This window comes from Rhizobium sp. LARHSG275, assembly GCF_052871115.1.
Genome location: NZ_JBIXJN010000004.1, coordinates 111,671 through 135,026 on the forward strand (window position 1 = coordinate 111,671; position 23,356 = coordinate 135,026).

General features: G+C 60.8%; 28 protein-coding genes and 2 pseudogenes. 22 read left to right on the forward strand and 8 right to left on the reverse strand.

All coding sequences use genetic code 11. The annotated features are described in order from the left end of the window. Positions 1-152: 152 nt before the first annotated feature. Genes ACIPSK_RS06065 through ACIPSK_RS06075 form a run of 3 tightly spaced genes read right to left on the reverse strand, consistent with a single transcriptional unit; the run spans position 153 to position 1,778 of the window. Complete coding sequence (locus tag ACIPSK_RS06065) at positions 153-1,016, reverse strand: alpha/beta fold hydrolase (RefSeq protein WP_446532680.1); 864 nt, start codon at positions 1,014-1,016, stop codon at positions 153-155. Between the two features lie 2 nt (positions 1,017-1,018). Then, positions 1,019-1,300 carry a hypothetical protein gene (locus ACIPSK_RS06070; protein WP_162116349.1) on the reverse strand — a complete coding sequence of 94 codons (282 nt, stop codon included), beginning with the start codon at positions 1,298-1,300 and terminating at the stop codon, positions 1,019-1,021. A gap of 25 nt (positions 1,301-1,325) precedes the next feature. Continuing rightward, positions 1,326-1,778 (reverse strand): hypothetical protein, encoded by a 453-nt coding sequence (locus ACIPSK_RS06075; protein ID WP_170279661.1) that lies wholly within the window; start codon positions 1,776-1,778, stop codon positions 1,326-1,328. 167 nt (positions 1,779-1,945) lie between these two features. Here ACIPSK_RS06075 and ACIPSK_RS06080 point away from each other — a divergent pair. The 16 genes and pseudogenes from ACIPSK_RS06080 to ACIPSK_RS06155 form a co-directional block, all read left to right on the forward strand. After that, a pseudogene (locus ACIPSK_RS06080) lies at positions 1,946-2,924 on the forward strand (HAMP domain-containing protein); the annotation flags it as partial. A 1-nt stretch (position 2,925) separates the two neighbouring features. Then, positions 2,926-3,219, forward strand: a pseudogene (locus tag ACIPSK_RS06085) (response regulator); the annotation flags it as partial. Positions 3,220-3,331: 112 nt separating this feature from the next. Beyond that, a complete protein-coding gene (locus ACIPSK_RS06090; protein WP_020486220.1) occupies positions 3,332-3,589 on the forward strand; it encodes a type II toxin-antitoxin system ParD family antitoxin in 258 nt (85 codons plus the stop codon). After that, positions 3,582-3,872 (forward strand): type II toxin-antitoxin system RelE/ParE family toxin, encoded by a 291-nt coding sequence (locus ACIPSK_RS06095; RefSeq protein WP_017967436.1) that lies wholly within the window; start codon positions 3,582-3,584, stop codon positions 3,870-3,872. The genes ACIPSK_RS06090 and ACIPSK_RS06095 overlap by 8 nt, the downstream gene beginning before the upstream one ends. A gap of 132 nt (positions 3,873-4,004) precedes the next feature. Continuing rightward, on the forward strand, positions 4,005-5,765 hold the full coding sequence (gene treZ, locus ACIPSK_RS06100; RefSeq protein ID WP_446532733.1) for a malto-oligosyltrehalose trehalohydrolase: 1,761 nt from the start codon (positions 4,005-4,007) through the stop codon (positions 5,763-5,765). Between the two features lie 29 nt (positions 5,766-5,794). Next, positions 5,795-7,702, forward strand: a complete 1,908-nt coding sequence (gene malQ / locus ACIPSK_RS06105; RefSeq protein WP_407751230.1) for a 4-alpha-glucanotransferase — start codon at positions 5,795-5,797, stop codon at positions 7,700-7,702. 11 nt (positions 7,703-7,713) lie between these two features. Then, positions 7,714-7,914, forward strand: coding sequence for a hypothetical protein (locus tag ACIPSK_RS06110; protein ID WP_026154492.1), 201 nt, complete (start codon positions 7,714-7,716; stop codon positions 7,912-7,914). Between the two features lie 91 nt (positions 7,915-8,005). Continuing rightward, positions 8,006-8,221 (forward strand): hypothetical protein, encoded by a 216-nt coding sequence (locus tag ACIPSK_RS06115; RefSeq protein ID WP_017967432.1) that lies wholly within the window; start codon positions 8,006-8,008, stop codon positions 8,219-8,221. Positions 8,222-8,231: 10 nt separating this feature from the next. Further along, positions 8,232-8,417, forward strand: coding sequence for a hypothetical protein (locus ACIPSK_RS06120; protein ID WP_017967431.1), 186 nt, complete (start codon positions 8,232-8,234; stop codon positions 8,415-8,417). 9 nt (positions 8,418-8,426) lie between these two features. Next, entirely contained in the window at positions 8,427-8,615 is a 189-nt protein-coding gene (locus ACIPSK_RS06125) for a hypothetical protein (RefSeq protein WP_407751229.1), read from the forward strand. 84 nt (positions 8,616-8,699) lie between these two features. Continuing rightward, positions 8,700-8,861, forward strand: a complete 162-nt coding sequence (locus ACIPSK_RS06130) for a hypothetical protein (RefSeq protein ID WP_017967429.1) — start codon at positions 8,700-8,702, stop codon at positions 8,859-8,861. A 372-nt stretch (positions 8,862-9,233) separates the two neighbouring features. Further along, the gene (locus ACIPSK_RS06135) at positions 9,234-9,524 is read left to right on the forward strand and encodes a hypothetical protein (protein WP_162116403.1); all 291 of its coding nucleotides are present in this window, start codon (positions 9,234-9,236) and stop codon (positions 9,522-9,524) included. Between the two features lie 40 nt (positions 9,525-9,564). Further along, the gene (locus ACIPSK_RS06140; RefSeq protein WP_162116404.1) at positions 9,565-9,981 is read left to right on the forward strand and encodes a hypothetical protein; all 417 of its coding nucleotides are present in this window, start codon (positions 9,565-9,567) and stop codon (positions 9,979-9,981) included. 63 nt (positions 9,982-10,044) lie between these two features. Then, positions 10,045-10,293 carry a hypothetical protein gene (locus ACIPSK_RS06145; protein ID WP_026154490.1) on the forward strand — a complete coding sequence of 83 codons (249 nt, stop codon included), beginning with the start codon at positions 10,045-10,047 and terminating at the stop codon, positions 10,291-10,293. A gap of 178 nt (positions 10,294-10,471) precedes the next feature. Continuing rightward, positions 10,472-10,702: a hypothetical protein gene (locus tag ACIPSK_RS06150; protein WP_162116354.1), complete on the forward strand. Its 231-nt coding sequence runs from the start codon at positions 10,472-10,474 to the stop codon at positions 10,700-10,702. A gap of 134 nt (positions 10,703-10,836) precedes the next feature. Then, positions 10,837-11,100, forward strand: a complete 264-nt coding sequence (locus ACIPSK_RS06155; protein ID WP_017967425.1) for a hypothetical protein — start codon at positions 10,837-10,839, stop codon at positions 11,098-11,100. An 8-nt stretch (positions 11,101-11,108) separates the two neighbouring features. Here the strand turns inward: ACIPSK_RS06155 and ACIPSK_RS06160 are convergent, their stop codons facing one another. Further along, positions 11,109-12,179, reverse strand: coding sequence for a LacI family DNA-binding transcriptional regulator (locus ACIPSK_RS06160; protein WP_162116355.1), 1,071 nt, complete (start codon positions 12,177-12,179; stop codon positions 11,109-11,111). A gap of 183 nt (positions 12,180-12,362) precedes the next feature. Here ACIPSK_RS06160 and ACIPSK_RS06165 point away from each other — a divergent pair, with 183 nt between their 5' ends. The 4 genes from ACIPSK_RS06165 (at position 12,363) to ACIPSK_RS06180 (ending at position 16,624) form a co-directional block, all read left to right on the forward strand. Continuing rightward, positions 12,363-13,190: an ABC transporter substrate-binding protein gene (locus ACIPSK_RS06165; RefSeq protein WP_446532681.1), complete on the forward strand. Its 828-nt coding sequence runs from the start codon at positions 12,363-12,365 to the stop codon at positions 13,188-13,190. Between the two features lie 90 nt (positions 13,191-13,280). Next, entirely contained in the window at positions 13,281-14,816 is a 1,536-nt protein-coding gene (locus ACIPSK_RS06170) for an amino acid ABC transporter permease/ATP-binding protein (protein ID WP_446532682.1), read from the forward strand. Between the two features lie 90 nt (positions 14,817-14,906). Then, positions 14,907-16,043: an NAD(P)/FAD-dependent oxidoreductase gene (locus tag ACIPSK_RS06175; RefSeq protein ID WP_407751226.1), complete on the forward strand. Its 1,137-nt coding sequence runs from the start codon at positions 14,907-14,909 to the stop codon at positions 16,041-16,043. A gap of 74 nt (positions 16,044-16,117) precedes the next feature. Next, positions 16,118-16,624 (forward strand): hypothetical protein, encoded by a 507-nt coding sequence (locus ACIPSK_RS06180; protein ID WP_407751225.1) that lies wholly within the window; start codon positions 16,118-16,120, stop codon positions 16,622-16,624. Between the two features lie 21 nt (positions 16,625-16,645). Here ACIPSK_RS06180 and ACIPSK_RS06185 read toward each other — a convergent pair whose 3' ends face one another. After that, complete coding sequence (locus ACIPSK_RS06185; protein ID WP_170256693.1) at positions 16,646-17,374, reverse strand: endonuclease/exonuclease/phosphatase family protein; 729 nt, start codon at positions 17,372-17,374, stop codon at positions 16,646-16,648. Between the two features lie 171 nt (positions 17,375-17,545). Between ACIPSK_RS06185 and ACIPSK_RS06190 the strand changes: the two genes are divergently transcribed. Beyond that, positions 17,546-18,508 (forward strand): lysylphosphatidylglycerol synthase domain-containing protein, encoded by a 963-nt coding sequence (locus ACIPSK_RS06190; protein ID WP_446532683.1) that lies wholly within the window; start codon positions 17,546-17,548, stop codon positions 18,506-18,508. Here the strand turns inward: ACIPSK_RS06190 and ACIPSK_RS06195 are convergent. Continuing rightward, positions 18,455-19,960 carry a phospholipase D-like domain-containing protein gene (locus ACIPSK_RS06195; RefSeq protein WP_446532684.1) on the reverse strand — a complete coding sequence of 502 codons (1,506 nt, stop codon included), beginning with the start codon at positions 19,958-19,960 and terminating at the stop codon, positions 18,455-18,457. The two genes, ACIPSK_RS06190 and ACIPSK_RS06195, sit on opposite strands and share 54 nt — an antisense overlap. 115 nt (positions 19,961-20,075) lie before the next feature. Here ACIPSK_RS06195 and ACIPSK_RS06200 point away from each other — a divergent pair, with 115 nt between their 5' ends. Then, entirely contained in the window at positions 20,076-21,326 is a 1,251-nt protein-coding gene (locus ACIPSK_RS06200; RefSeq protein WP_162116362.1) for a DUF763 domain-containing protein, read from the forward strand. Between the two features lie 83 nt (positions 21,327-21,409). Here ACIPSK_RS06200 and ACIPSK_RS06205 read toward each other — a convergent pair whose 3' ends face one another. After that, positions 21,410-22,327, reverse strand: a complete 918-nt coding sequence (locus ACIPSK_RS06205; protein WP_162116363.1) for a DMT family transporter — start codon at positions 22,325-22,327, stop codon at positions 21,410-21,412. A gap of 99 nt (positions 22,328-22,426) precedes the next feature. Next, positions 22,427-23,350, reverse strand: coding sequence for a LysR family transcriptional regulator (locus ACIPSK_RS06210; RefSeq protein WP_446532685.1), 924 nt, complete (start codon positions 23,348-23,350; stop codon positions 22,427-22,429). Between the last annotated feature and the right edge of the window lie 6 nt (positions 23,351-23,356).

Sequence of the window (23,356 nt, forward strand, 5' to 3'; positions counted from 1 at the left end):
AGAAATCCCGGTGCGTGTACATATGCGGCCGGGGTATAGCCACAGGAGTGGGACTAAAACAAGAGAGGAAAGATCAACTTATAGCGAAAACTGACAGCGCTGCGCACGTAGCGGGATGGCGACACTACCGGAGTGCGTCTTGAGCTCAGGTGCTATCCGTGCTCGAGAAACTCCTGGATCGCCTGCGAGAGCGCTCCAGGATTCTCCTCGGCCACGTGATGGCCGCTGTCTATGCCGAAGCCGCGCACGTCATCCACCCAGTTCCGCCAGACGGCGACCGGATCGCCGTAGATCTGTTCCATGTCGTCGCGCAGCGACCAGAGACAGAGCATGGGGCAGGTCACTCTTCGGCCGGCGTCGCGGTCCTCGCGGTCGTGGAGATGGTCGATGCGGATGCCGGCGCGGTAGTCCTCGATCATCCCATGGATCGCTGCTGGATCGTGGATGATGTCGATGAGGTCGTCATAGGTCTGCTTTCCCATGAGTGCCGTCGAGAGTTTGTCGTACCATGCCAGGGGAGCGGCCAAGATTGCCCGTTCCGGCTTTTCCGGCTGAGCGAAGAAGAACCAGTGGTACCAGTCTCTGGCAAATTTCCAGTCGGCGCGTTCCAGATGCTCTATGACGGGGATGCCGTCGGCGATGATGAGTTTCTGCACGCGTTCGGGATAATCCATCGCCATGCGGAAGGCAGCCAAGCTTCCGCGGTCGTGGCCGGCCACCGCGACGTTCTCGTGTCCCAGCCTCAGCATCAGTTCAACCAGGGCTCCGGCCTTTGCGCGCTTCGAAGAGTTGCGGCTGTCGGGAGTATCGAGCGGCAGGTAGGAGCGGCCGAAACCAGGCAGGTCGGGGCAGACGATCGTGAGGTAGGGCGACAGCAGATCGGCCACCTTGCCCCAAGTCATATGTGTCCTAGGATGGCCGTGGAGAAGCAGAACGGCCGGTCCCGTTCCGCCGTGACGGACGCGAAACGCCCCTGGCCCAACGTCGACGGTCTCGAGAGAAAAGTCTTCGAACATGCTCAGCTGAGCTTGCCGACGCGCTTGGCGTATTCAGAAAACGTGGCCCCTTCGCCCTTGCGACCGGCTTCGCCGGCAAGCCGCAGCACGCGGATCGGAAACAGGATCGCTGCTAGATTGGCGCCGGACAGCTCGTGGTCGTCATCCTCCTCGATCGCTTTTTGAGCCTTTGAAAGCGCGGCGTCAACTTCCCCGCGCGTGAGCAGTTCCTTCTCGACGATTGCGTCACATAGCGAGGCCATCGCCATGATCAGGCCCTTGAGCTGCAGATTGGCGGTATTCATGAGAACTCCCAGGTGAAGAAGGATTTTAGTCTGTCTCGACCGGCCGGATCGTGTCGACAGAGACCGTGCCATTGAGGATACCTCGCTTTATATCACTTCTGTCCCGACCGATCTCGATCACTGTGTAGAGCTTGTCGTCGCGGAAGGCGCTGGCATTCGCCGTGGTGACGTCCTCGGCGGGCGCAGCATCGACTTCCATGAAATCGAGTTCACGCGCCGCGGCGACGATCCTGGCGTCGCCGGGCGTCCTCGCGGCAACGACGATGACGCCGTGGTTGGGAGCATTGTCCCACCGGGGATCGTCAGGTTTGGCGATGGGTTCCAGCCGATAGATATTGAGGACCTCGCCGCCGGTTTCGGGCGATGCCTCCGCAGCGGCATCCTGCATCTGCGCCTGACTCTCGACCGACCTTCCGAAGGTCGTCAAGCTCGTTGCATTGTTGATCTCTTCTTTGCCTGTCCTTGAGACGTTCGACATGTCACTCTCCTTGTCTTGGCGGAAACGACGGTCGAGCGGAAACTGTTCCCGCGCGGGCAAAGTTTGGCCGTTGATCTTGGGTTTGGCTTCTCTCTGCAACCCTATGGACGCCCATCGCCTTTTTCCGGCGGAGCACTAAATTAGGTTTGTTCGAACAGGGGGATTCCGTGAGCACACAAACGAGTGGATTTTCGCGCGAAGAGGCTGCGGATGAGGGCTTCAACGGGCAGGACCATAAAACTACGGCATTTGACGATGCCAGCGCCCTTTTTAGAGGTGCTGGTTGCGGTCAGGCGAGGCGACTTTTCGGTACGGATGCGTTCCGACTTGACCGGCATTTCCGGCAAGGTTGCCGACGCTCTAAATGGCATCATCGCCGCCAATCAACGCATGGCCCAGCAGCTCGAGCATGTCGGGCAGGTGGTCGGCCGGGACGGGCGAACGAGCACGCGCGTACACTTCGGCCTGTCGGACGGCTCCTGGTCCGAAATGGAAGGATCGATCAACGGTTTGATCGACGATCTTCTATGGCCGACGACCGCCGTCACGCGCACAATCACCGCGGTCGCCAAGGGAGATCTGCTGCAGACCGGGCCGCTCGATGTCGACGGGCGGGCGCTCAAAGGTGAGTTCCTGCGCTCCGCCGATATCGTCAATACGATGATCAAGCAGCTGAGTGTCTTCACGTCGGAAGTGACGCGCGTCGCGCGCGAGGTCGGCACGGACGGAAAACTCGGCGGTCAAGCGCAGGTGCCGGAAGTAACCGGCGTCTGGAAGGACCTCACCGAAAGCGTGAACTCGATGGCCTCGAACCTGACGGCGCAGGTGCGCAATATCGCCGACGTCACGATCGCTGTTGCGAATGGCGATTTTTCCAAGAAGATCACCGTCGACGTGCGCGGCGAAATCCTGCAGCTCAAGGGAGCGATCAACACCATGGTCGACCAGCTCAGGTCCTTCGCCTCGGAAGTGACGCGAGTCGCCAGCGAGGTCGGCACCGAAGGCAAGCTCGGCGGGCAGGCTCTGGTGCCTGGGGTGGCAGGCACCTGGAAGGACCTGACCGATTCCGTCAACGCCATGTGCGGCAACCTCACGGCCCAGGTCCGTAATATCGCCCAGGTGACCACGGCCGTGGCACGCGGCAATGCACCTGCCGCAAGAGGCATCTTCCGCTTCCCAGGCGTTGGAATTCTTTGCCGACGGACAGGGTTGCGATCTCGTCATCACCGATCATGCAATGCCGGGCATGACGGGCGCTGAGCTTGCGCGCCACCTTCGCTCCTCCTTTCCAGGCCTGCCCATCATCCTTGCCTCGGGCTATGCCGAGTTTTCCGAAGACCATGGCCTCGGCCGGATGCTGCGGATGAAGAAACCATTCACGCAGGAACAGCTTCAGGCGGCGATGGATCAGGCTCTCTCGGGCAAAGTCGCGGCGGCCTGACAGTCGAAGTGCCGGCGCCGCAATTTCGGGTCGCAGTCAAGGCGGTTGACGGGAGTTTTATTTGTCCAGGTTATCAAAAACTGATAACATGGCTTCGATGAAAGGTATTGCCATGCCCTCCAGCTATAATATCGGGCCTCGCTATGAAGGCTTTGTCCGTGAGCTTGTTGAAAGTGGACGCTATGCCAGCGCCAGCGAAGTCATGCGTGATAGCCTCCGCTTGCTGGAACAGCGGGAGGAAATTCGCGCGCTTGAACTGGAAAAACTCAAGCGGGAATATGCCGAAGGTAAAGCCAGCGGCGAACCCGAAGAGATTGACCCTGCGGCCTTCCTGCAAGAACTGAAAGCAGAACGCGCAGTTCGTGGCTAAATATAAGTTGTCTCCGCGTGCCCAGCGCCAGATGCGCGATATCTGGCGCAATATCGCCGTTCACAATGAACTGGCTGCCGACAGGCTCCTGCAAAAACTTTTTGAAAAGTTCGAACTGGTCGCCGCTCATCCCGAAATGGGACCTGCGCGCCCGGAAATCAGCCCCGCGGCCCGCTTACTTGTCGAGGGGCGCTACATCGCGGTCTATGAGCCGACCAGTTACGGCGCCGAAATTGTCGTGGTCGTACATGGAATGCGCGAGCCAGCGACCTGGCTCGACTGACCCAGACTTCTATGTTTCGGTGAATGGTGACAGCGGCCGCCTTCGCGCGTCCGCTTGCTGACGAAACTTTTTGCTCCCGCAAAAGTTACCCAAATCCAATCTCACTTCATCGAAGGCTTTCCCTTGACCAAAATGAAGTTCGGCCCCGCATTCACCGAAGAGGGCATTTTGTTTCGCCTCTGGGCTCCCTTGCATGAAAGCGTGTCGCTGAAACTCGAAGGCGCTGATCCGCGGCCGATGCAGGCGCTCGGAAACGGCTGGCACCACTATACGGTCGCGGATGCCAGTGTCGGTACCCGCTATCGCTTCGTCCTGCCGGACGGTCTCGAAATTCCCGATCCCGCCTCGCGGTTTCAGCCGCAGGATGTGCACGGGCCGAGCGAAGCAGTCGACCTTTCCTTCTATCGCTGGAAGACGATCGACTGGGCGGGTCGGCCTTGGGAAGAGATGGTCATCTACGAGATGCATATCGGCTGCTTCACGCCGGAGGGTACTTTCAAGGCGGCAATCGAGCATCTCGACTATCTGCAGCAGCTAGGCGTCACGGCACTGCAGATCATGCCGCTTAGTGAATTCCCCGGACGTTACAGCTGGGGTTATGATGGCGTGCTTCCCTATGCTCCGGACCGCAGCTACGGCCGGCCGGAAGATTTCATGGCGCTGGTGGATGCAGCACATCAGCGCGGCATCTCGGTTTTTCTGGACGTGGTCTACAATCACTTCGGGCCGGCCGGCAATTATATCCCGGCCTATGCGCCACTCTTTACCGATCATCACAAGACGCCCTGGGGCAACGGCATCAACTACGACGGCGACGGATCCGAGATGATCCGCGAGTTCATCATCGAGAACGCCATTTACTGGATCACCGAGTTCAGGCTCGACGGTTTCCGCTTCGATGCTGTCCACGCCATCAAGGACGACAGCGCCGAGCATCTGCTTCACGCGCTTGCCCGGCGTGTCAGGGCGGCGGCGTGCAGCCGGCATGTGCACCTGATCGTCGAAAACGAGGAAAACGACAGCGACCTGTTGCAGCGTGACGAAAACGGGGAAGTGAGGCTGTTCACCGCCCAGTGGAACGACGATGTCCACCATGTGCTGCATATCACCGCCACGGGCGAAACCTTCGGCTATTATGCCGATTACGCCGGTGACGCCGGCAAGCTCGGCCGGGCGCTGGCGGAAGGCTTCGTGTTTCAGGGGGAACACATGCCCTACCGCGGTGGAAGCCGCGGCAGGCCGAGCGGCCACCTCCCGCCCACCGCTTTCATCTCCTTCATCCAGAACCATGACCAGATCGGCAACAGGGCGCTGGGGGACCGGATACTTGCTTCGAGCCCTGCCGATGTCGTCAAGGCCGTCGTCGCCATCTACCTGCTGGCGCCGGAGATCCCGATGCTGTTCATGGGCGAGGAATGGGGCGCCAAAGAGCCTTTCCCTTTCTTCTGCGATTTCGACGAGGACTTGAACGAGAAGGTCAGGAAGGGCCGTCGCGAGGAGCTCTCCCGTTTGCCGGGATTCGACGCCAACGATCTTCTCGACCCGACGGCGCCATCGACCTTCGCCGCCGCCAAGCTGGACTGGTCGAAACTCACCTCTTCCGAGATCCTTGATTTTTACAGGACGCTTCTCGACCTCCGGCACCGCAGGATCGTGCCTTTGCTCAAAGGCGCCGGCGGCGGAAACGCGGTCTATCGCTCGGCGGGAAGCGCGCTCGCGGTGGATTGGAGCCTGGCGCAAAACCGACGTCTTCATCTGCACGCCAACCTCGGCGCCGAGGCGGCGCCGCTCGTCTCGGAGCAAGACGTCGGCGAGACGATCTTCCGTCTCGGCGGCAGCGATGGTGGCAATCTCGCGCCATGGACGGTGATCTGGAGCATCAGCGAGGCTTGATGGCGCGCTGACAGGAAGGCGATCGAACGATGAAATCTGCTGACCTCGACAAGCTCGCCCGCCGGCACGGCATCGGCCTGACCAGGCCCAGTCCCGACAATCAGGAGGTGGCGATATCAGGCGAGACCAAACGCAAGATCCTTCAGGCACTGAAGATCGACTTGGCGGGAGCGGCTGATCACGAGATCGGTGCGCCGCGGCGGCAGCCTGCGGCCAAGAAGATCGCCAGGTCATTTCTGCCGGATTTCCTTTCCAAAACGCCGGTCTGGGGCATAAGCCTGCAGCTTTACGAACTCCGTTCGGCACGTAACTGGGGCATAGGAGACTTCGAGGATCTCTCGGATATGGCGGATCTCGCGGGATCGCTGGGCGCCGATTTCATCGGCCTCACCCCGCTTCACGCGCCGTTTCTCGCCGATCCCGAGCGTTGCAGTCCCTACGAGCCCTCGAGCCGCCAGCATCTCAACCCACTCTATGTCGCGGTCGACCGGTTGCCGGGTTTTGCCTGTGACCCGGAACTCGAACGGAAATTGGCAAGCCTTCGCCAAACCGATCTCGTCGACTACGTCGGCGTCGCAGAGATCAAGTTGAAGGCTCTTCGCGATCTCTGGCCGGCCTGGCGAAGGCGCAGCGTGATCGACGAGGCTTATGATCCGGCTGATTTCGATGCCTTCGTCGCGCAAGGAGGAAACAGCTTGCGGCTGCACGCGCTTTTCGAATGCCTTTCGTTTTCCATGGTCGAGCGGGGGGCGGGCGCTGGCTGGCAACGGTGGCCGGCGGATTTCCAGCGCTTTGACAGCGCAGCCGTCGCCGAATTCGAGCGTGGACACGCGGACGATGTGCGCTTTCACATGTGGTTGCAATGGCTCGCCCATCGGCAGCTGATGCAGGCAGCGGACCGGGCGCGGAAGGCCGGCCTGCGGATCGGACTCTATCTCGATCTTGCCGTCGGGGAGGCGGTCGACGGCTCGGCGACATGGAGCGAGCCGTATATCTATCTCTCGAAGGCCACGATCGGCAGCCCACCCGATCCCTTCGCCATAGATGGACAGGACTGGCACCTCGCTGGGTACCTGCCTTCCGCGATCGCGGCAGGAGAAATGTCGCCTTTCCGGCGCATGGTGAGCGCTGCCATGCGCTATGCGGGCGCCATTCGTATCGACCACGCCGCAGCGCTTCGCCGCCTCTTCCTGGTGCCATTGGGCAGCAAACCAGACGACGGCGCTTATGTCCGCTATCCCCAGGATCGGCTCCTGCAGATCCTCGCAGAAGTGTCCGCCGAGCATCGGTGCCTCGTCATCGGAGAAGACCTGGGACTGATCCCCAAGGGATTGCAGGACGATCTGGCGGCAGCCCACATTCTCTCCTACCGCATCCTTTCCTATGAACAGGACGAGAAGGGCTTCAAGCCGGCGGACACCTATCCCGTGCTCGCTTTGGCCTGCATTTCGACGCACGACCACCGGACCCTTGCCGGTTGGTGGCGCGGCGCCGACATTCAGGACCGGTGCGATCACGGCATCGTGCCGCCGGATCTTACCGAAAGACATCTCGAACATCGTAAGCGCGAGCGGAGAAGCCTGAAGGCGGCGCTCACGGCGGCCGGCCTCGACCTGCCCGCTGGGCTTACCGCGCGGGCAAGTCGGGAGGCGCTGCGGGAACTGACCGTCAGCGCCTATCGCTTCATTGCCAGGACTCCATCGCTTCTCGCCGCAGTGCGTCTTGCCGATCTCACCGACGAGAAAAAGCCGACCAATATTCCAGGCACGAGTGACAGCTATCCGAACTGGAGGCCGAAGCTATCGGTGTTGCTCGAGGATATGACGTCGAGTCCGCTACTCAAGCGCGTAACGGCGGCGATGGGAGAAGAAAGGCCGCAAAATCGAGGGGCGAGGGAACGAATAGCAGATGGGCGGATTCTGAATAGGCAAGGATGAGGATCCTCGAGATGATTTCTAAGAAACAGCTGGTCGAAGTCGCCGTAGATACCGAAGAAGGGCGAATTGCGCTGGGCATCATGAACGCCAAACAGGCGATCGCGCTTCCTGATGAACTCGATGTGGAGGTTTCACATCCCGATCATGAGCCGGGCAAAACCGATCACTTCATCCATAAGGACGAACTGCGCAGGCATCTGGACAAATCGTAGGAACACCCGCCCTTGCTGTCGCGATTTGTTTTTCAGGCGGAACCTCCGCGGGTTTTGATTGTTTGACCTGATAACCGAAGGGAGAAAGACTATGGCAAATGCCGACCGAAAACATATTGGCGCCGGAGCGAAGGGGAAGGGCGACGGCAGCGGCGCGATGACCAATCTCGACGAGGAGCAGCTTCCCGAAAACATGGTCCTTTCCAACCGCGACAAGGCCCGGCACTCCAAGGAGCGCGGCCTCGACAGCAAGACGGTCCAGACTGAGCAATATTCAGATCACAGCGCCAATCGAGATCCTGAATGAGGAGACGTTGATGAGCAGCAGGTTACCCCCCGTTCCAGCCGAGAATGTCAGCGGCAAGGGCGTCGCTGGCAAGCGAGCAAGGACCAGTGCTGACGATGCCGAAATGGCAAGCAGCGCTGAAAACCCCGACAAGAAGGGGCAGCAAGGCAATAGCAAGATCAATACGACCCATCAGGGTAACCAGCAGGACCGGTAGGAGGCATCGATGTCTACATCGAAGAAGAGCCCGTCGACCATCCGTCAGGGTGGCCCCGGCGCATCGCATGAAAACGCAAAGGCTCCGCTCGAAATACCCAAGCCGGCGGCAGAGCCGGACAGGCGCACGCAAAGCAAGGTCTCAGGCGGTGGCGGTGAGCATGATCGCCATCACAGCCACGACCCGAAGCGAAAGTGAGCGGCAGCCGCAGCGGTGGAAACTGATCGGCGGAAGGCACGAGGTCCTTCCGCACAACATGACCAATATGATGGAACACAGACCATGACGACCGCATTCATTCTTGTTGCATTGGCTCTCATCGTCATCTTCGCCGGCCCGACATTGCTGTTTATCTGTGTCGGCTATGCCGACTATATGCTTGAGCGGCGCAAACATCTGATTGCGCTGAAGCACGCAGTGAAGCGTCGCAGCGATGAGCTGTAGCGGCAGCGGCGTCCGCCGCTGCCGACTCGTCCTTGCGCCGGTACCGCTGGGACGCTGATGCTGCGTTCGGGTTGTTCTTAGTCCCTCGTGCAAATCCTATTCTTTCATCAGTGCGATTCCTGATTTAATACCGCTGACAAGTCCCAGCGCCTTGGCGCCCTTACGATTGTCGATTGGCTGCGCCAGTCAGCAATCCGCAACAGCGTATCTCCTTTGCTGACCGAGCTACGCGATGACGGGGTTGTTCCGGTTCAATCGGGAGCCTCGCCTGTCTCATGTCTCAGGCAAATTCTGGAACAAATGTCCCTCAAGCCTGGTTACCTTGGCGAAAGACGAGCAACACTCGGGGGACAGGAAGAAGTGAAGGTTCCGATGCAGCTAAGGATAGGATTTGCGCTGGTTTTCGCCCTTGTGCTGACAAGCTGCACGACGAGTGTAGGCGGTTATTCGTCGTCAGGCCTCGCTCCCATTCCTGGCAGCATCACTTATGGTGGCCAGCCCCGCACCAAGTTGACGAAGTCGCCCGCAGGTTCATCCTTCCCGCACACCTTCACCGATCAATGGGGACGCGAGGTTGAGGAAATCTACGTCATCCGACCCGACAGGAGCTTGCTTATCGCGGAGCGCCATTACCGCCCGGTTTTCTCGCTCGACGACGACTAAAACGAGCAGTTGCCTTGAGAGATTAGGAAGGAGAATGATCATGCCGCCCCGCAAGAGCACAGCAACGAAAACACTCGACACCACGGGAGCCAAAATTGGCGAGCCCGTGCCAAAAGCCATCATTGATACGAATACCGCCTCCGTCGGAGTTCCAAGGCAGGCAGAGTCTGATCTGCAGGAAGACCTGAGCGCGCTGCGAAAACAAATCGACGCGCTCCAGCAGCGGGTGGCCAACGCCGCCCAATCGGCCAAGGGGAATGCCGGCGACGCAATGCGGCAGACGCAGGCGGCGGTGAAGCATCACCCGGTCTCGACATTGGTCGTGGTGGCGGCTGTATGTGGCGCGTTAGCGCTTATCTTCACCGGACGTCGTGCAGAGCCGCCGCGGCGCTATCGCTATCGGCCGGCACTGGACGAATTGCGCGAGCTCTATGACTCTGTCCGCGACCGGCTCTAACAAGATTTCAGGATTGCGAAAATCATCGATATGCCCGACGCTCCATCATCAGCGAGGGATTACATGTTCGATATTATCGTGAGAAGTGCACTTGATATCGTTGGGCAGACGGAGCGTCTGATCGAGGCGATGCGGCGGATGCTGCAGAGTGAAGAGTTTGACGAGGTAGAAGTGTACGAGCTCGACTATGAGATTGAGCGACTCGGAGACATTGTTTTCAATGTGGACGAGGCCGTCCGCTCGCTGGTCCGCTCGGTTGAATATTCGCTAAAAGGTGCCCACGTGCACGCAATCTGCAGAACGGTGCACTGACGGCTCATCGCCAGGCTTCCGACCGACGGCTACGAGACCCGCGGCCCGCATTTGATTATCTCGATTCTGCGTGTCACGCCGATGTCACGCGACCGTCGCAGCAATATGTGCTTGATAGGCGCCGTTGGGCTCAGACCATCGGTCGGGCCGAAATGTCTATTGTTGCTGAGGCATCGCGATGACCTTGAAAACCACCGGGCTGGAAATTAGCCCCGATGAATTCATTTTTCCGGTTCACACCCGAACGATCGCACAGATCAGGTACGATATTCTCAATCAGGTCATGACCGTAGTCTATCACGACGGTCGTTCGCGCACGACCAGTGGCATACAAGGCCCCGCAATGCTGAGGATTCTTGCCCAGCGTCCAGTGGAGCGCTCGCCGTTTCTATTGCAGACCGTCATCTGACGCGGGAAAGACGTCGTCGACCGTTTTCGGTTGGGTACGAACCGGCTTCCGCTGGTTAAATCACCATAGTCGTGCATCCATTTCCCGCGACCTGCGTTCATCCTCCAACTGCCATACACATGGAGGGAACGCCGATGAACTTTCCATCACCGAAGACCGAATTCCCCGCGCAGCGCTTCGAAGAGGCGACCGCTGCCGCACGCGACGCTTTGGAAAGGGTGATCGCAGCTGCCAATGAAGCCGGATGGGGCACCGAAGAAATCACCGCGGCATTGCTTAAGGCCGCGCAGTTTATGAGCGATGCCAACAAGAGAGATCCCGATCCGGCCGACGATCCCTCGATCAGCGACACACCAGCCAGACAGGCGCAGATCGGTCACGGCGAGCTCTATGATTAGCCGCGATCTCACCGGTCGATCGTCGCGACAGAACCGCGCACGACGAGGTTCGTGCTGACGCGCAGATGTTCGACGGCAAGGGGGGTGCGTTCGATGCGGGCGACGAGCCGTTCGCCGGCAAGCTTGCCCATCTCATAGACGCGCTGGTCGACGATGGTGATCGGCGGAACGGTGACGCTGGTCCAGTCCGCGTCGAGAAACGAAATCATCGAGACGTCCTTGGGGATCGACAGGCCGAGCGACTGCAGCGATTTGAAGATGCGCAAACCGACGAGGCTGTCTGAAGCTAGCAGCGCCGTTGGCGGCGATCCATCCGAGAGTAGGCGTTTGATCACGGCGTCCGTCTGATGCTGGTCGGTAGCGCCAAGCCTGACATAATGAAGAGGGCTCGACAAACCCGCCTCGGTCAGCACGCTGACAAAACCCTCCACGCGTTCGCGCACGGCGGAATTCGAGATCCACCCAATATCGGTGAGCCCACCGTCGCCGGCATCCATGGCAGAGACGTAGGCGAGGCGGCGATGTCCTCGCCCGATCAGGTACCGGGTCGCGGTGATGGCCGCATTCCGGTCGTCGCCGGTCACGGCGTCGACTTCGAGTTCCGGGATGGCCCGGTCGAACAGAACCAATGGCACGCCGGCGCGGCGGACGTGCTGGAGATGATCGACGCTGTCGCAACGGGCAGGCGTGACGATCAGGCCATCGACGCGTTTGCCGATCAGGAGGTCGACGGCTGATTTTTCCGCATCCAGCTCTTCGCCCGAATTCGCGATGATGACGTTGAAGCCCGCAAGACGGGCCGCATCGCTGATGCCGCGCACCGCCAGGCTGAAGAAAGCGTTCTCGATATCGCCGACCACGACCCCGATGATGCCGGATCTTCCGGTGCTCATGCTTCGGGCGAGCTCGTTCGGGCGGTATTCGAGGGCGGCGGCAGCCGCCATGACCTGATCTGTGACCTTGGCGCTGACCACGCCGTAGCCGCCGAGAACGCGGGCGGCCGTCGCCTTCGAGACCTTTGCGGCCTTCGCGACGTCGGCGACCGTGACTGAACGTTTCGGATGAGCGGAATCTTCCATGAGCTGAGGACTACAAGAGTTGTTGACTACCGGTCAATTGACGGATATCAAATATGTTATGAGACCGGTCTCTTTATACGGGAGACCGGTATCTTGTCCAGGAAGCCTTTAGCCGCATATGTGGCGGGGCAGGGCGACCCGACGATGCCGACAAGAGCATTCCTTTCAGAGCGGAGAACGAACATGAAGCCTTTTGAATCATTCGTGGCCACCCTCGCCCCATTGCGCGCTGGCCTTTTAACATGCCTTCTTGCGATGGGCGCAGGCTCCGCAGCGGCGGCTGACAATCCCTATAACCTGATCGAGCCAGGGACCATCAGCGTTGGCACGATGGGCGATTCCAAGCCCTATACGTTTGCGACTGCGGACGGCCAGTTCACCGGTTTCGATATCGAACTGTTTCTCAACGTCGTCTCCCGCCTCGGCTTTCCAAAAGACAAGGTGACGTTCACGGGCCAGGAATTTTCTGCACTCCTGCCGTCGGTCGCAAACGAAAGGTTCGACGTTGCCGTTGCAGCGATCGGAACCTCCGAAGCCCGCAAGAAGACCGTCGACTTTTCCGACGGCTATCTCGCCGGTTATCTCTCCGTCCTGACCCCGGATGCCGGTATCAAGGATGCCGATGGCCTCAAGGGCAAGCGTCTCGGCGTCGTGCAGGGAACCTTGCAGGAAGTCTATGCAGCCAAGAATTTCGGGGGAACTGATCTGGTGAAATTCCCCGACAACAATTCCGGCGTGGCCGCGCTCAACAACGGAACGGTCGATGCGCATTTTCTCGACTACGAGGCTGCCAAGCAATATGGCGAGCGCTATCCCGCACTGAAGGTTGCGGTAAACATCCCGTCCTTCGATGCGCCGGCAGGCTTCGTGGTCCGAAAAGGAAATGATGCCTTCCTGACGGCGTTGAACGGCGCGCTTCACGACGCGATGCAGGATGGCACCTGGAAGACCCTTTACGAAAAGTGGTTCCCCGGCTCACCGATGCCGGAACAATATCTTCCCAAGAAGTGACGCCGCAAGCCGCCCGCTCATGGTGGGCGGCTTACCAAGGCTCTGCCGGACGGCGGCGTCTGCGCCGGGCAAGAATTCATGGGGATCTGAATGAACTGGCTTGAAAATCTGCGCCGCAGCTTCCTGGACTGGGACGCCATGGCGGACGTTCTGCCGAGCATGATCAGCGTCGGCCTGAAGAACACGCTGATCCTGGCCGCCGCCTCTACCGTGCTCGGCGTCATCATCGGGATGGCGCTTGCTGTGATGGGCATCTCGCAATCCCGCTGGCTGCGGCTGCCGGCGCGCATCTACACCGATATCTTCCGCGGGCTGCCCGCGATCGTCACGATCCTGATCATCGGCCAGGGTTTTGCCCGGATCGGACGCGAGATCTTCGGTCCGTCTCCATTTCCGCTCGGCATCCTGGCGCTCAGCCTGATTGCCGGAGCCTATATAGGCGAAATCTTCCGGTCCGGCATTCAAAGCATCGAGCGCGGCCAGATGGAAGCCTGCCGGGCGCTCAGCATGAGCCACGGCCAGGGCATGCGCCTGATCGTCATTCCACAAGGCATCAGGCGCGTTCTGCCGGCGCTGGTCAATCAATTCATCGGAAACGTCAAGGATTCCAGCCTTGTCTACTTCCTGGGATTGCTCGCCTCCGAGCGGGAAATCTTCCGTGTTGGGCAAGATCAGGCGGTGGTCACGGGCAATCTGTCACCGCTGCTGTTGGCGGGCGTCTTCTATCTCGTCATCACCGTGCCGCTGACCCACTTTGTCAATTATATTGATGCGAGACTGCGCCTCGGAAAACAAGGCCGCGGCTCGGGTGCTGCGAGCGGATTGGTCGAGGTAAGCGAATTGCGGGCCGCTGCCGGCCCCCACCCCACGGGCACGGCCGAGGAGAGGACACCGCGCTTCAAAGGCGGCGTCCTGAACATCCGCGACCTCACCATGGCCTATGGCGATCTCGACGTGCTCAAGGGTGTCGATCTCGACATCGCCGCCGGCACCGTCACCTGCATCATCGGCCCTTCCGGCTCGGGGAAATCGACGCTGCTGCGCTGCATGAACAGGCTTGTCGAACCGAAAAGCGGCGACATCCTGCTCGATGGCGAGAGCATCCTGGCGATGAAGCAAGAGAGGCTGCGCCGGCGCGTGGGGATGGTGTTCCAGCACTTCAACCTGTTTCCCGACCACACGGCACTCGAAAACGTCATGCTTTCGCTGACCAAGATCAAGAAGATGCCGAGGCAGGAGGCGCGGCTCATCGCGGAGGCACGGCTGGCCGAGGTCGGTCTCGCAGAACGCAGGGATCATCGGCCGGCAGGTCTGTCGGGTGGGCAGCAGCAGCGCGTCGCCATCGCACGCGCGCTGGCCATGGATCCGGAGATCATGCTGTTTGACGAAGTGACGAGTGCGCTCGATCCCGAACTGGTGAAAGGTGTGCTCGACCTGATGGCCGCTCTCGGCCGCCAGGGCATGACGATGGCCGTGGTGACGCATGAGATGGGATTTGCGCGCAGGGTGGCCGATCAGGTCGTCTTCATGGATGAGGGCCGCATCGTCGAGGCGGGCTGCCCGCAGCAGATCTTCGACAATCCCCGAAGCGAGCGGCTGAAGCGCTTCCTTGCTGAAGTTCTCTGAAGCGCCTGAGGCAACGCATGGTGCTCCCGGTCGTCCTCACGCCGGCGCGCCGGATTTCATCTAGTAAGAGCAGAAAACAAGGTTATCGACATGAACGCTTCCATCAAGCCTTCCAAGGTCGTCGTCATCGGTGGCGGCATCTTTGGCGTCTCGACCGCTGTCCATCTGGCACGGCTCGGGGTCCGCACCGTGCTCGTCAATGACGGCCCGCTTGCCAATGGCGCCTCCGGCCGTTCGCTCGCCTGGCTCAACTCGGCACGCAAACGCACCGAGGCCTATCACCGGCTGCGGTTGGCCGGCATAGATCGCTACCGCACGCTGGCTGTCCGGAATCCCGACGCGCCGTGGCTGCGCTTCAACGGCGGCTTGACCTGGGATGCGGACGATGCCAGCAACGAGATCGCCGAGGTCTTCGACTATGAGCGTGAGCTAGGCTATCACGCGCAATGGCTCTCCCCGGAAAGAATTGCTGGGGTAACGCCAGGTGTGGACGCGAGTACTGTGACGCGCCAAGGCGCGATCTTCAATCCCGGGGAGGGCTGGGTCGATCTTCCGTCCTTGATCGGCGTGCTGGCGCAGGAATACCGCACGTTGGGGGGCGAGATCATCACGGACGCGGGTCGCGCGACGGTAGACGTCGAAAGCGGGCGTGCCCGTGGCGTGATCACGGCAGACGGCATGCGCCGCGATGCGGATGCCGTGCTGCTCGCTGCCGGCGGCGACGTCCCCCCAATCGTGGCCGAGGTCGGCCAGCATATCGGCGATGCAACGCCCGTCGCGCTTCTCGTCCGGACCAAGCCGATCCGCCACCCGCTGAAGGCCGTGCTCAATACCCCTCGCGTCGCCATCCGGCCGACGCCCAACGGTGGCTTCGCGCTCGATTCCGCCTGGTCCGAGGAAGAGGTGAGTGTCAGGCCCGACGGCAGCTACGAAATCAGACAATCGACGCTGGAGGGGCTGCTGCGCGAGGCCTCCAGGGTTCTCGAAGGCAATCCGGCGCTGGAGGTCGAAGATTATGGGGTCGGGCCGAAGCCCATTCCGGGCGACGGCGAGCCCGTCTTCGGCGAACTGCCGTCGATCCCGGGTTATTTCGTCGCTTTCAGCCATAGCGGCGCCACCCTCGGCCTAATTGCCGGCGAACTGCTGGCGGACGAGATCGGCACTGGACGCCGCCATCAGCTGCTGGCGGACTTTCGGCCGGAGCGTTTCAGCGCCTCGCGAAGATGAAGGCAGGAGCGGAGGCCGATGCATCCTTCTGAGCCCTCGAGCGTTCTATCGCCAGGAACAACTGGAGACGCATCATGTTCAAGGACGAACTCGGGGACACCGGCACAAACAAGGATATGCACGACGGTGTGGAAATCGCGCCGGCCTCCTTTGAAGAGGCGAGCATCAACCCTGATCTTATTAGACGTGAGGGTTTCGCCAGCGAGGCCGAATATCGGGCATATATTGCGACGCTCGGTGGTTATGCTTCCGTTGCAGACACCGTCGAGGAGCCCCTCCAGATCTACGAAGGTCATGTCTTGGAAGGCCGTTTGCAAGAACTGAGAGAAGAACTCGAAAACCTACGGGCTCGCCTTCACGTGATCAAACATCAGGCCGCGACCGTTGTTACGGAGAACGTCCGATGGGCTGATGCCAGCGCCCATGCGCAGCTCGGCAATCAGCCCTGGCTCAAGCTGGCAGGTGCTATGGCGGCGGCCTTCGTCGTCACGCGCGGCATCATGAGGTTGCCTCTGGCAGCCGTGGCGACGACGGCGCTGCCGTTGGTGGCGGCGGTGATGAACCGGAAGCTCGCCCGGTAAAGTCATCAATGCCGATGACTATCAGGCGAAGCCGATTTCGGCGAGCAGGGGCAGGTGGTCCGATGCGATCCTTGTCAGGCGGCTTTCCAAGACCGCCGCCTGTTTGACGATGAGATCGTCAGTGACGAAGATGTGGTCGAGGCGCATCAGCGGGTAGCGCGACGGAAAGGTCGCTTTCGGCGCGGCGCCGCCTGCGAGCTGGGCGTCTTTCAATGACCGCGCGGCAAGTCGGTAGGTCGCCGAGGACGGAATGGCGTTGAAATCGCCGCAGAGAATGGTTGGAAGAGGCTCATCCGCCGTGCCGCGCAGCCAGCCGGGGTTCAGCAATGTCGTCATCTGCCGGATGCGCTCGCGGCCACGAAGGCCGAGATGGGTGTTGACGACCAGCAGTTTTCTGTCGCCGACCAGTATTTCGACAGACAAAGCGCCGCGCTGTTCGCCAATGGATGGCAGCGGGCCGGCCTTGACCGCGCCTGTCGGCAGCGCCGTGATGATCGCATCGCCATACTGCTCCTCGGCAATCGACAGCGCCGGATGGAAATGAGCCTGCATCTTCAAAAGCGAGGCGATCGCATGGGCCTGGTCAACACCGCCGGTCCTGCGCCGGAGAACATCGACCTCCTGAAGAGCGACGATATCAGCCTTCGCCTCGGCGATGACAGAAGCGATGCGGCCGGGATCGAGCTTCCGGTCGCCGCCGATGCAGCTGTGCACATTATAGGTCAGGAGTTTGATTGATTGATCCGGCATCGGCCCCGCTGAAAGCTCGTTCCCCCAGGACATGGAAATTGTCCTTCGGGGGAACACAGAACTCGTTTGATCGTTCCAGATGATCGACGTAACGCCTTCGTGCTTTCTTCGAAGGCAGGGGGAAGCGCTCGCCCGCAAAATCTGCGCATCGCGCTTCGGAATGGATAATAGATGAGCCTGAAAAGCATAATCTGGAATGGATTATTAATTGCCGCCCTTTGTCTTGCGGTCTTCCTTCTCTATCGGATCTTCCAACAGTACAGCCTGGATGAGATCGTCCAATCGGTTCGCAGCATTCCATTCTTGACCTTCTGCACAGCGCTTCTGTTTACGGCGGCATCTTATCTCTGCCTCAGTTGCTTCGACCTCCTGGCGATCCGCTCGCTCGGCAAATCCTTGCCATACCGGAACATTCTACTCGCCTCGTTCGTCAGCCTTTCGCTCGGCCACAATATCGGATTTGCCGGACTAAGCAGCGGCGCCTTCCGCTATCGGTACTATTCGCGTTGGGGGCTGACGACGGAAGACGTGGCGAAAGTCATCTTGTTTTGCGGTGTCACTGTGGGGCTCGGGCTCATCGCGCTCGGCGGCCTCGTCATGATTATCAATCCCGGCGATGCCGGGCGCCTGTTGCGCATCGATCCTGCAAGCGCCCGTGTCTTCGGTTCACTGGCGCTGATGGTGCCGGTCGTCTATGCGTCTCTGGCGCTTTTCGTCCGCGGCACGTTGCGGCTGTGGCGCTGGTCGTTTCAGCTGCCGCGATTTTCGATCGCGGTTGCGCAGGTCGGAATTGGGACGATCAACTTCATGTTCGTCTCCGCCTGTCTGCATCAGATGCTTTCCACCTTCGGCGACGTTGCCTTCTTCAGATCGGTAACGGCTTACGTGCTCGCCAATTCGGCGATCATCGCAACGCATGTTCCGGGCGGTCTCGGCGTGCTCGAGGCAACTGTCTCCTACGCGGTGCCGAAGGAGGCGTCGATCGGCGCGCTGATTGCATTCCGCTGTGCCTATTTCTTCATTCCGCTGGCGCTCGGTACCATGCTCCTTGCTATCAGCGAGGTAATCTTCCGGCGGAAATCACGCGGGGCGGATGAGGAGGCGGACGAGCGCCCCGAGGCCCAGTCGGTCTAGGGGTGCGAAAGGCCGAGCCGGATCGAAGAGGCCAGTACCCCGAATCGGCGAAATGCTGCCCGACAGATCGACGGCGAATTCCCGCAAACCTCGCGGCCCGTCGTTGAGTGCGTCGATTGCCTGGACCAGTGAGCCGCTTCTCATGAAGGCTGCGGCAAAAGTCTCCGGGGCGGTGCCGAGATATTCCGCCAGAAGCCGGCTACGCAGATCAGCGATCGCGCGGCGGTGTTCGCCGCTGTCGGCCTCGAACAGCATGTCGCATTCGTAATCCAGCCCTTCCGAGCGATTGTTGAGATTGGAGGAACCGATGCGGATCAGCTCATCATCGGCAATCATCAGCTTGGAGTGGATGAGCACCTCCACCTCGTTGTCCTTTTTCTGCACTGGCCCGGGCACGACGGGATAGTAGACGCGCAGGCGGGCTGCGCGATCGGCGCGTTTGAGGCGACGGATGACGCGGTCGCGATTGCCGCCCATGACGATTTTTTCGATCAGGCCGTGAGAGCTCCGCGTGCAGATGATGATGACCTCGGGCCCGTCCTCCTCCTGCAGCCGCGCGGCAATGGCGTCGGCGACACGGAAGGAGGCGAGGTATTGCGCCTCGACGTAGAGCTGCCGCCGCGCCCGGGCGATGACGTCCAATGTCATGGCGATGCCATCGCTGATGCCGTTGCGAAAAGCGGTCGACGGTTCGGTCAGCGCCAAGGTGACCGGGATCTCCTGCATGGAAACGGCGAGATTGGCGGGCCATGTGAAGGGAACGCTCTCAGTCAACGGCAGGTGGCGTTCGCCGGTGGCGTTTTCCCAGCGCCGCCTGGCGATGTCGCCGATCATCCGGGCGGCATCGCCAGTGGTCATCGCCTGAACGTCATGCAGAGGATCGTAGGGCTCGCCACCAGGGTCGCGCCGCCACCTGTCCATGACGCGATGGCTCCTTGTGTCCCATCGCCGCGACGTCAGATCGATGCCGCCGATGAAGGCGACGGCATCATCAATGCAGACGAGCTTTTGATGATGGCAGCCGCGTACTGTACCTGGAAGGTCGAAGCGCAGATCGATCCTGTCATCCTTTGGAAAATCCTTCTTCCGAAGCAACTGGATTGATTTGTCCGAATAGATCGGCCCCAGCGCCCAAACGAGGATGCGTATTTCGAGGTCGGGGTTCGTCGCTACTACGGAATGCAGCAGGTCGGCCAAGGTTTCGTCGGATTTTTCGGGCTCGATCCGAATATCGGGATGGAAATCCCACCCAATGATCCAAACTCTGCGTCGCGCCTGCCGCAACGCACGCGCCAGTTCTGAGAAATAGCGGTTACCATTGATCAGGAAAGCAGCCTTTTCCGCATATCCTTGCAGGCGCCGTGCCGTGCTTTCTTGTTTTTCGCCGCACGGATGTTGCGCTTTCGTTCGGGTCAGGTACGATTGATCGGACATGGTTTCAAATGCGGTCATGTTTGCCTCGGCCTCTCGACTGAGAACAAACGCCTGGAATTTCACCGGGTTCCCGACCGCAGGACGCGGCTGTTGCAATGGGCGGCGGCCCGCCATAGAGGATTGACACAGCGAAATGTCACAACGAGCAGGCAGCGCCGATCTTCCCCTTCACGGAGGACGCGTGCCGCATTGGCTAGGCGACCGGATGACGCGGCTCGGGACGCTGATCACCGAGGCGGTCGTCCATCACTATGGCCGCGACGAATTCCTGCGCAGGCTGGCGCATCCCTTCTGGTTCCAGTCCTTCGGCGCGGTCATGGGCATGGACTGGCATTCCTCCGGCATCACGACCAGCGTTCTCGGCGCGCTGAAACGCGGGCTGAAGCCGCGTGCCGGCGAGCTCGGCCTGCATGTTTGCGGCGGCCGCGGCGCGCATTCGCGCAAGACGCCGCTGGAGCTCGTCTCGATTGGCGAGCGTGTCGGTCTCGACGGCGAGGGGCTTGCGACCACGAGCCGTCTTATAGCCAAGGTCGACAGCGCCGCCCTTCAGGACGGGTTCGATCTTTATCTGCACGGGTTCATCGTCGCCGATGACGGCCATTGGGTGGTCGTGCAGCAGGGCATGAACGGCGACAAGCGGCAGGCCCGGCGCTATCACTGGTTGTCCGAAGGCTTGGAGAGCTTCGTGGATTCGCCGCATGCGGCAATCGAGGGACGGAGCCAGGGTGAAATCGTCAATCTTGCCGACCGGCGAGCGGAACGCTCGCGACGCGGTCAGCTCGATCTGCTGGCGACCCTCGGTCCCGACCGGATCATCCGCGAGGCCGCTGCCTTGCTGCGTGCCGAAGAGCCGGCGCCCGAACCTGCCGCACAGCCGATGCTGCCGCACCTGATCATGCCTGCCCATCACGATGTCCGCGAGAGCGACGTCAACATGCGGCGGCTGCATGGAAACCTGGCTGCCGCTGCCGACCGCGGCCCGGCGGATTTCGAAGAGCTGCTACTCGTTCCAGGCGTGGGCGCCCGCACGGTGGAGGCGTTGGCGATGGTGGCGGAAGTCGTCCACGGCGCGCCCTGCCGTTTTTCCGATCCGGCGCGCTTCTCGATCGCCCATGGCGGCAAGGATCGCCATCCTTTTCCGGTCCCGCTCAAGGTTTATGATGAGACGATCGCCGTGATGAAAACGGCGGTGCAGAAGGGCAGGCTCGGACGCGAGGAGGAGTTGCAGGCGCTCAAGCGCCTGGACGACCAATCCAGGCAGATGGAACGCTATGTGACGGGTCCAGACCTCAAGGAAATCATCGCCGGCGAATTCCGCCAATCCGCCGATTTCGGCGGTCGGAGCGTCTTCGGCTGGGAGGAGCCGCCCGCGGATGAGAGCTAGAACATCTCCGTCTTTCCGAGTGACGAAAATGCCCTAGCCCTTTATAAAACCGCTTCGCGCCTTTGCTGCGATTGCACCAGTTCTCAATGACCGTCGGGCGGGACGGCTTCGGCCGGAACCGTCTCTTTCAAATTCTTCCGATGGAAGATGAAGAGCCCCGCAACGACGATGATTGCGGCACCGACGATGATCTGCGTATCGGGAATATCATTGAAGAAGAGGTAGCCGAGGACGATCGCCCAGAGCAGCAGCGTATATTGCAGCGGCGCGAGCAGCGATGCCGGTGCGAGCTTCAGCGAGCGGGTGATGAGCAGATGCGCGCAGGAGGCGACGACGCCGAGCAGCAGCATGCCGGACCAATCGATGAGCGCCGCCGGCTGCCAATGACCGATGCTCAGGACGATGCCGGTGACGAGCGCCGCGACCGTCTGCCATGTCACGAGCGTCGTGTCGCTGGTCGAGCGTAGATAGCGGCTCATCACCAGCGACAGCGCAAAGGCAAGACTGCCGGCAAGTCCGAAGAGCGATGGAAGCGACAGCATCGCCGTGGACGGACGCAGCGCGATGACGACGCCTGCGAAGCCGGTCAGAACGGCGAGCCAACGGCGCCAGCCGATCTTTTCTCCGAGAAAGAAATGCGAGAGCGCAGCAACGTAGATCGGCCCGGCCATATAGAAGGTCATCACATCTGCGAGCGGCAGATAGGCGACGGCAGCGTAGAACAAGGCGACATCGACAGTCGCCATGAAGACCCGGATGAACTGGAGGCCCTTCTGCTCGACGCGGAACAACGCCATCGGCCCTTGCCGGAGGATCATTGGTCCGAGCACGATGAAGGCGCCGACCGAGCGGATCACCAGCACTTGGCCGACGGCAAAGCTGGCGACCAGCCACTTGCCCATTGCATCGTTCAGCGCAAAGAGCAGATCGCCGAGCAGCATCAGCACGACGCCTGTTATGATCAGGTTTCCGGCATCGGCTAAGCCAGTCTTGGTCGTCATCTCTCGCATCCTCGCAAAAACGGCCGCGCATGCGCGGCCGAGTGCGGCTTCTGCCTTAACACTGCCGATGTCAAGCCGGCGGCGTGGCGGATGAGGCGCCTAGAGCGCCCAATCATCCCAATTCTGGACTTCGGCAGCTTTGTCCTCGCAGCAAATCGTTTCCAGCGCCAGCGAGGCGCGACTGGCGTGCCTTTGTTTATGCCGCAGGATCGCAAATTGGCGGGACGGCAGAGGGAAGCGCGCCTTGACCAGGAGACCTTGCGTCAAGAGTGGTGCTGCCACGGCTCCCGAAACGACCGTCGCGCAGAGGCCCTCTCTTGCTGCCGATATGACCGCCTCGTTCGACGGCAGTTGCAGCGCGACAGCCAGATCTCCTGGGCCTATGCCGAGATTGGAAATCGCCGCCTCGAAAGCCGATCGGGTTCCGGACCCCTTTTCCCGCATGACCCATTTTGTGCCCGAAACCAGCTCTGCCGGTGCAATTGGTTTGCCACGCGCCCAGGGATGGCGCGGACCGACGACGACAAGGAGTTCGTCTTTGGCAAGCGGCTGAACGTGCAGCGCTGGCTCATCGACGCTGCCTTCGACGAACCCGACTTCGGCCAATCCATCGAGTACCGCTTTTGCCGCGGTGGTCGTGTTGCCAATCATCAGCTTCAGGTCAATGCCCGGGTAGCGGATCTTGAAACGCATCAGCATCGCCGGTAGCCAGTAGCTGGCGATCGTCTGGCTCGCAAAAACGACCAGTTCACCCTTTTGCAAGCCGCCGAGATCGGACAGGACGAGCGCTGCGGCCTTTGCGCGTGCCAGCGTCGCTCTTGCCTCCCCCAGAAACACCCGTCCTTCATATGTCAGTTCTATGCGGCGTCCGACGCGGTGGAAAAGCTCGACACCATAGGAGGTCTCGAGATTGCGGATAGCCGAGCTGACGGCTGAGGGCGTCAGCCCGATCGCAAAGGCGGCATTGGTCAGATGCTCGCGTTCCGCAACCGCGACAAAAATGGAAAGTTGTTCAAACGTCATTGATTC

Bases quoted from the DNA above. Each gene is read 5' to 3' on its own strand.
- ACIPSK_RS06065 (WP_446532680.1), bottom strand. From the start codon at position 1,016: ATGTTCGAAGACTTTTCTCTCGAGACCGTCGACGTTGGGCCAGGGGCG.
- ACIPSK_RS06070 (WP_162116349.1), bottom strand. From the start codon at position 1,300: ATGAATACCGCCAATCTGCAGCTCAAGGGCCTGATCATGGCGATGGCC.
- ACIPSK_RS06075 (WP_170279661.1), bottom strand. From the start codon at position 1,778: ATGTCGAACGTCTCAAGGACAGGCAAAGAAGAGATCAACAATGCAACG.
- ACIPSK_RS06090 (WP_020486220.1), top strand. From the start codon at position 3,332: ATGCCCTCCAGCTATAATATCGGGCCTCGCTATGAAGGCTTTGTCCGT.
- treZ (WP_446532733.1), top strand. From the start codon at position 4,005: ATGAAGTTCGGCCCCGCATTCACCGAAGAGGGCATTTTGTTTCGCCTC.
- malQ (WP_407751230.1), top strand. From the start codon at position 5,795: ATGAAATCTGCTGACCTCGACAAGCTCGCCCGCCGGCACGGCATCGGC.
- ACIPSK_RS06110 (WP_026154492.1), top strand. From the start codon at position 7,714: ATGATTTCTAAGAAACAGCTGGTCGAAGTCGCCGTAGATACCGAAGAA.
- ACIPSK_RS06115 (WP_017967432.1), top strand. From the start codon at position 8,006: ATGGCAAATGCCGACCGAAAACATATTGGCGCCGGAGCGAAGGGGAAG.
- ACIPSK_RS06120 (WP_017967431.1), top strand. From the start codon at position 8,232: ATGAGCAGCAGGTTACCCCCCGTTCCAGCCGAGAATGTCAGCGGCAAG.
- ACIPSK_RS06125 (WP_407751229.1), top strand. From the start codon at position 8,427: ATGTCTACATCGAAGAAGAGCCCGTCGACCATCCGTCAGGGTGGCCCC.
- ACIPSK_RS06130 (WP_017967429.1), top strand. From the start codon at position 8,700: ATGACGACCGCATTCATTCTTGTTGCATTGGCTCTCATCGTCATCTTC.
- ACIPSK_RS06135 (WP_162116403.1), top strand. From the start codon at position 9,234: ATGCAGCTAAGGATAGGATTTGCGCTGGTTTTCGCCCTTGTGCTGACA.
- ACIPSK_RS06140 (WP_162116404.1), top strand. From the start codon at position 9,565: ATGCCGCCCCGCAAGAGCACAGCAACGAAAACACTCGACACCACGGGA.
- ACIPSK_RS06145 (WP_026154490.1), top strand. From the start codon at position 10,045: ATGTTCGATATTATCGTGAGAAGTGCACTTGATATCGTTGGGCAGACG.
- ACIPSK_RS06150 (WP_162116354.1), top strand. From the start codon at position 10,472: ATGACCTTGAAAACCACCGGGCTGGAAATTAGCCCCGATGAATTCATT.
- ACIPSK_RS06155 (WP_017967425.1), top strand. From the start codon at position 10,837: ATGAACTTTCCATCACCGAAGACCGAATTCCCCGCGCAGCGCTTCGAA.
- ACIPSK_RS06160 (WP_162116355.1), bottom strand. From the start codon at position 12,179: ATGGAAGATTCCGCTCATCCGAAACGTTCAGTCACGGTCGCCGACGTC.
- ACIPSK_RS06165 (WP_446532681.1), top strand. From the start codon at position 12,363: ATGAAGCCTTTTGAATCATTCGTGGCCACCCTCGCCCCATTGCGCGCT.
- ACIPSK_RS06170 (WP_446532682.1), top strand. From the start codon at position 13,281: ATGAACTGGCTTGAAAATCTGCGCCGCAGCTTCCTGGACTGGGACGCC.
- ACIPSK_RS06175 (WP_407751226.1), top strand. From the start codon at position 14,907: ATGAACGCTTCCATCAAGCCTTCCAAGGTCGTCGTCATCGGTGGCGGC.
- ACIPSK_RS06180 (WP_407751225.1), top strand. From the start codon at position 16,118: ATGTTCAAGGACGAACTCGGGGACACCGGCACAAACAAGGATATGCAC.
- ACIPSK_RS06185 (WP_170256693.1), bottom strand. From the start codon at position 17,374: ATGCCGGATCAATCAATCAAACTCCTGACCTATAATGTGCACAGCTGC.
- ACIPSK_RS06190 (WP_446532683.1), top strand. From the start codon at position 17,546: ATGAGCCTGAAAAGCATAATCTGGAATGGATTATTAATTGCCGCCCTT.
- ACIPSK_RS06195 (WP_446532684.1), bottom strand. From the start codon at position 19,960: ATGACCGCATTTGAAACCATGTCCGATCAATCGTACCTGACCCGAACG.
- ACIPSK_RS06200 (WP_162116362.1), top strand. From the start codon at position 20,076: ATGTCACAACGAGCAGGCAGCGCCGATCTTCCCCTTCACGGAGGACGC.
- ACIPSK_RS06205 (WP_162116363.1), bottom strand. From the start codon at position 22,327: ATGACGACCAAGACTGGCTTAGCCGATGCCGGAAACCTGATCATAACA.
- ACIPSK_RS06210 (WP_446532685.1), bottom strand. From the start codon at position 23,350: ATGACGTTTGAACAACTTTCCATTTTTGTCGCGGTTGCGGAACGCGAG.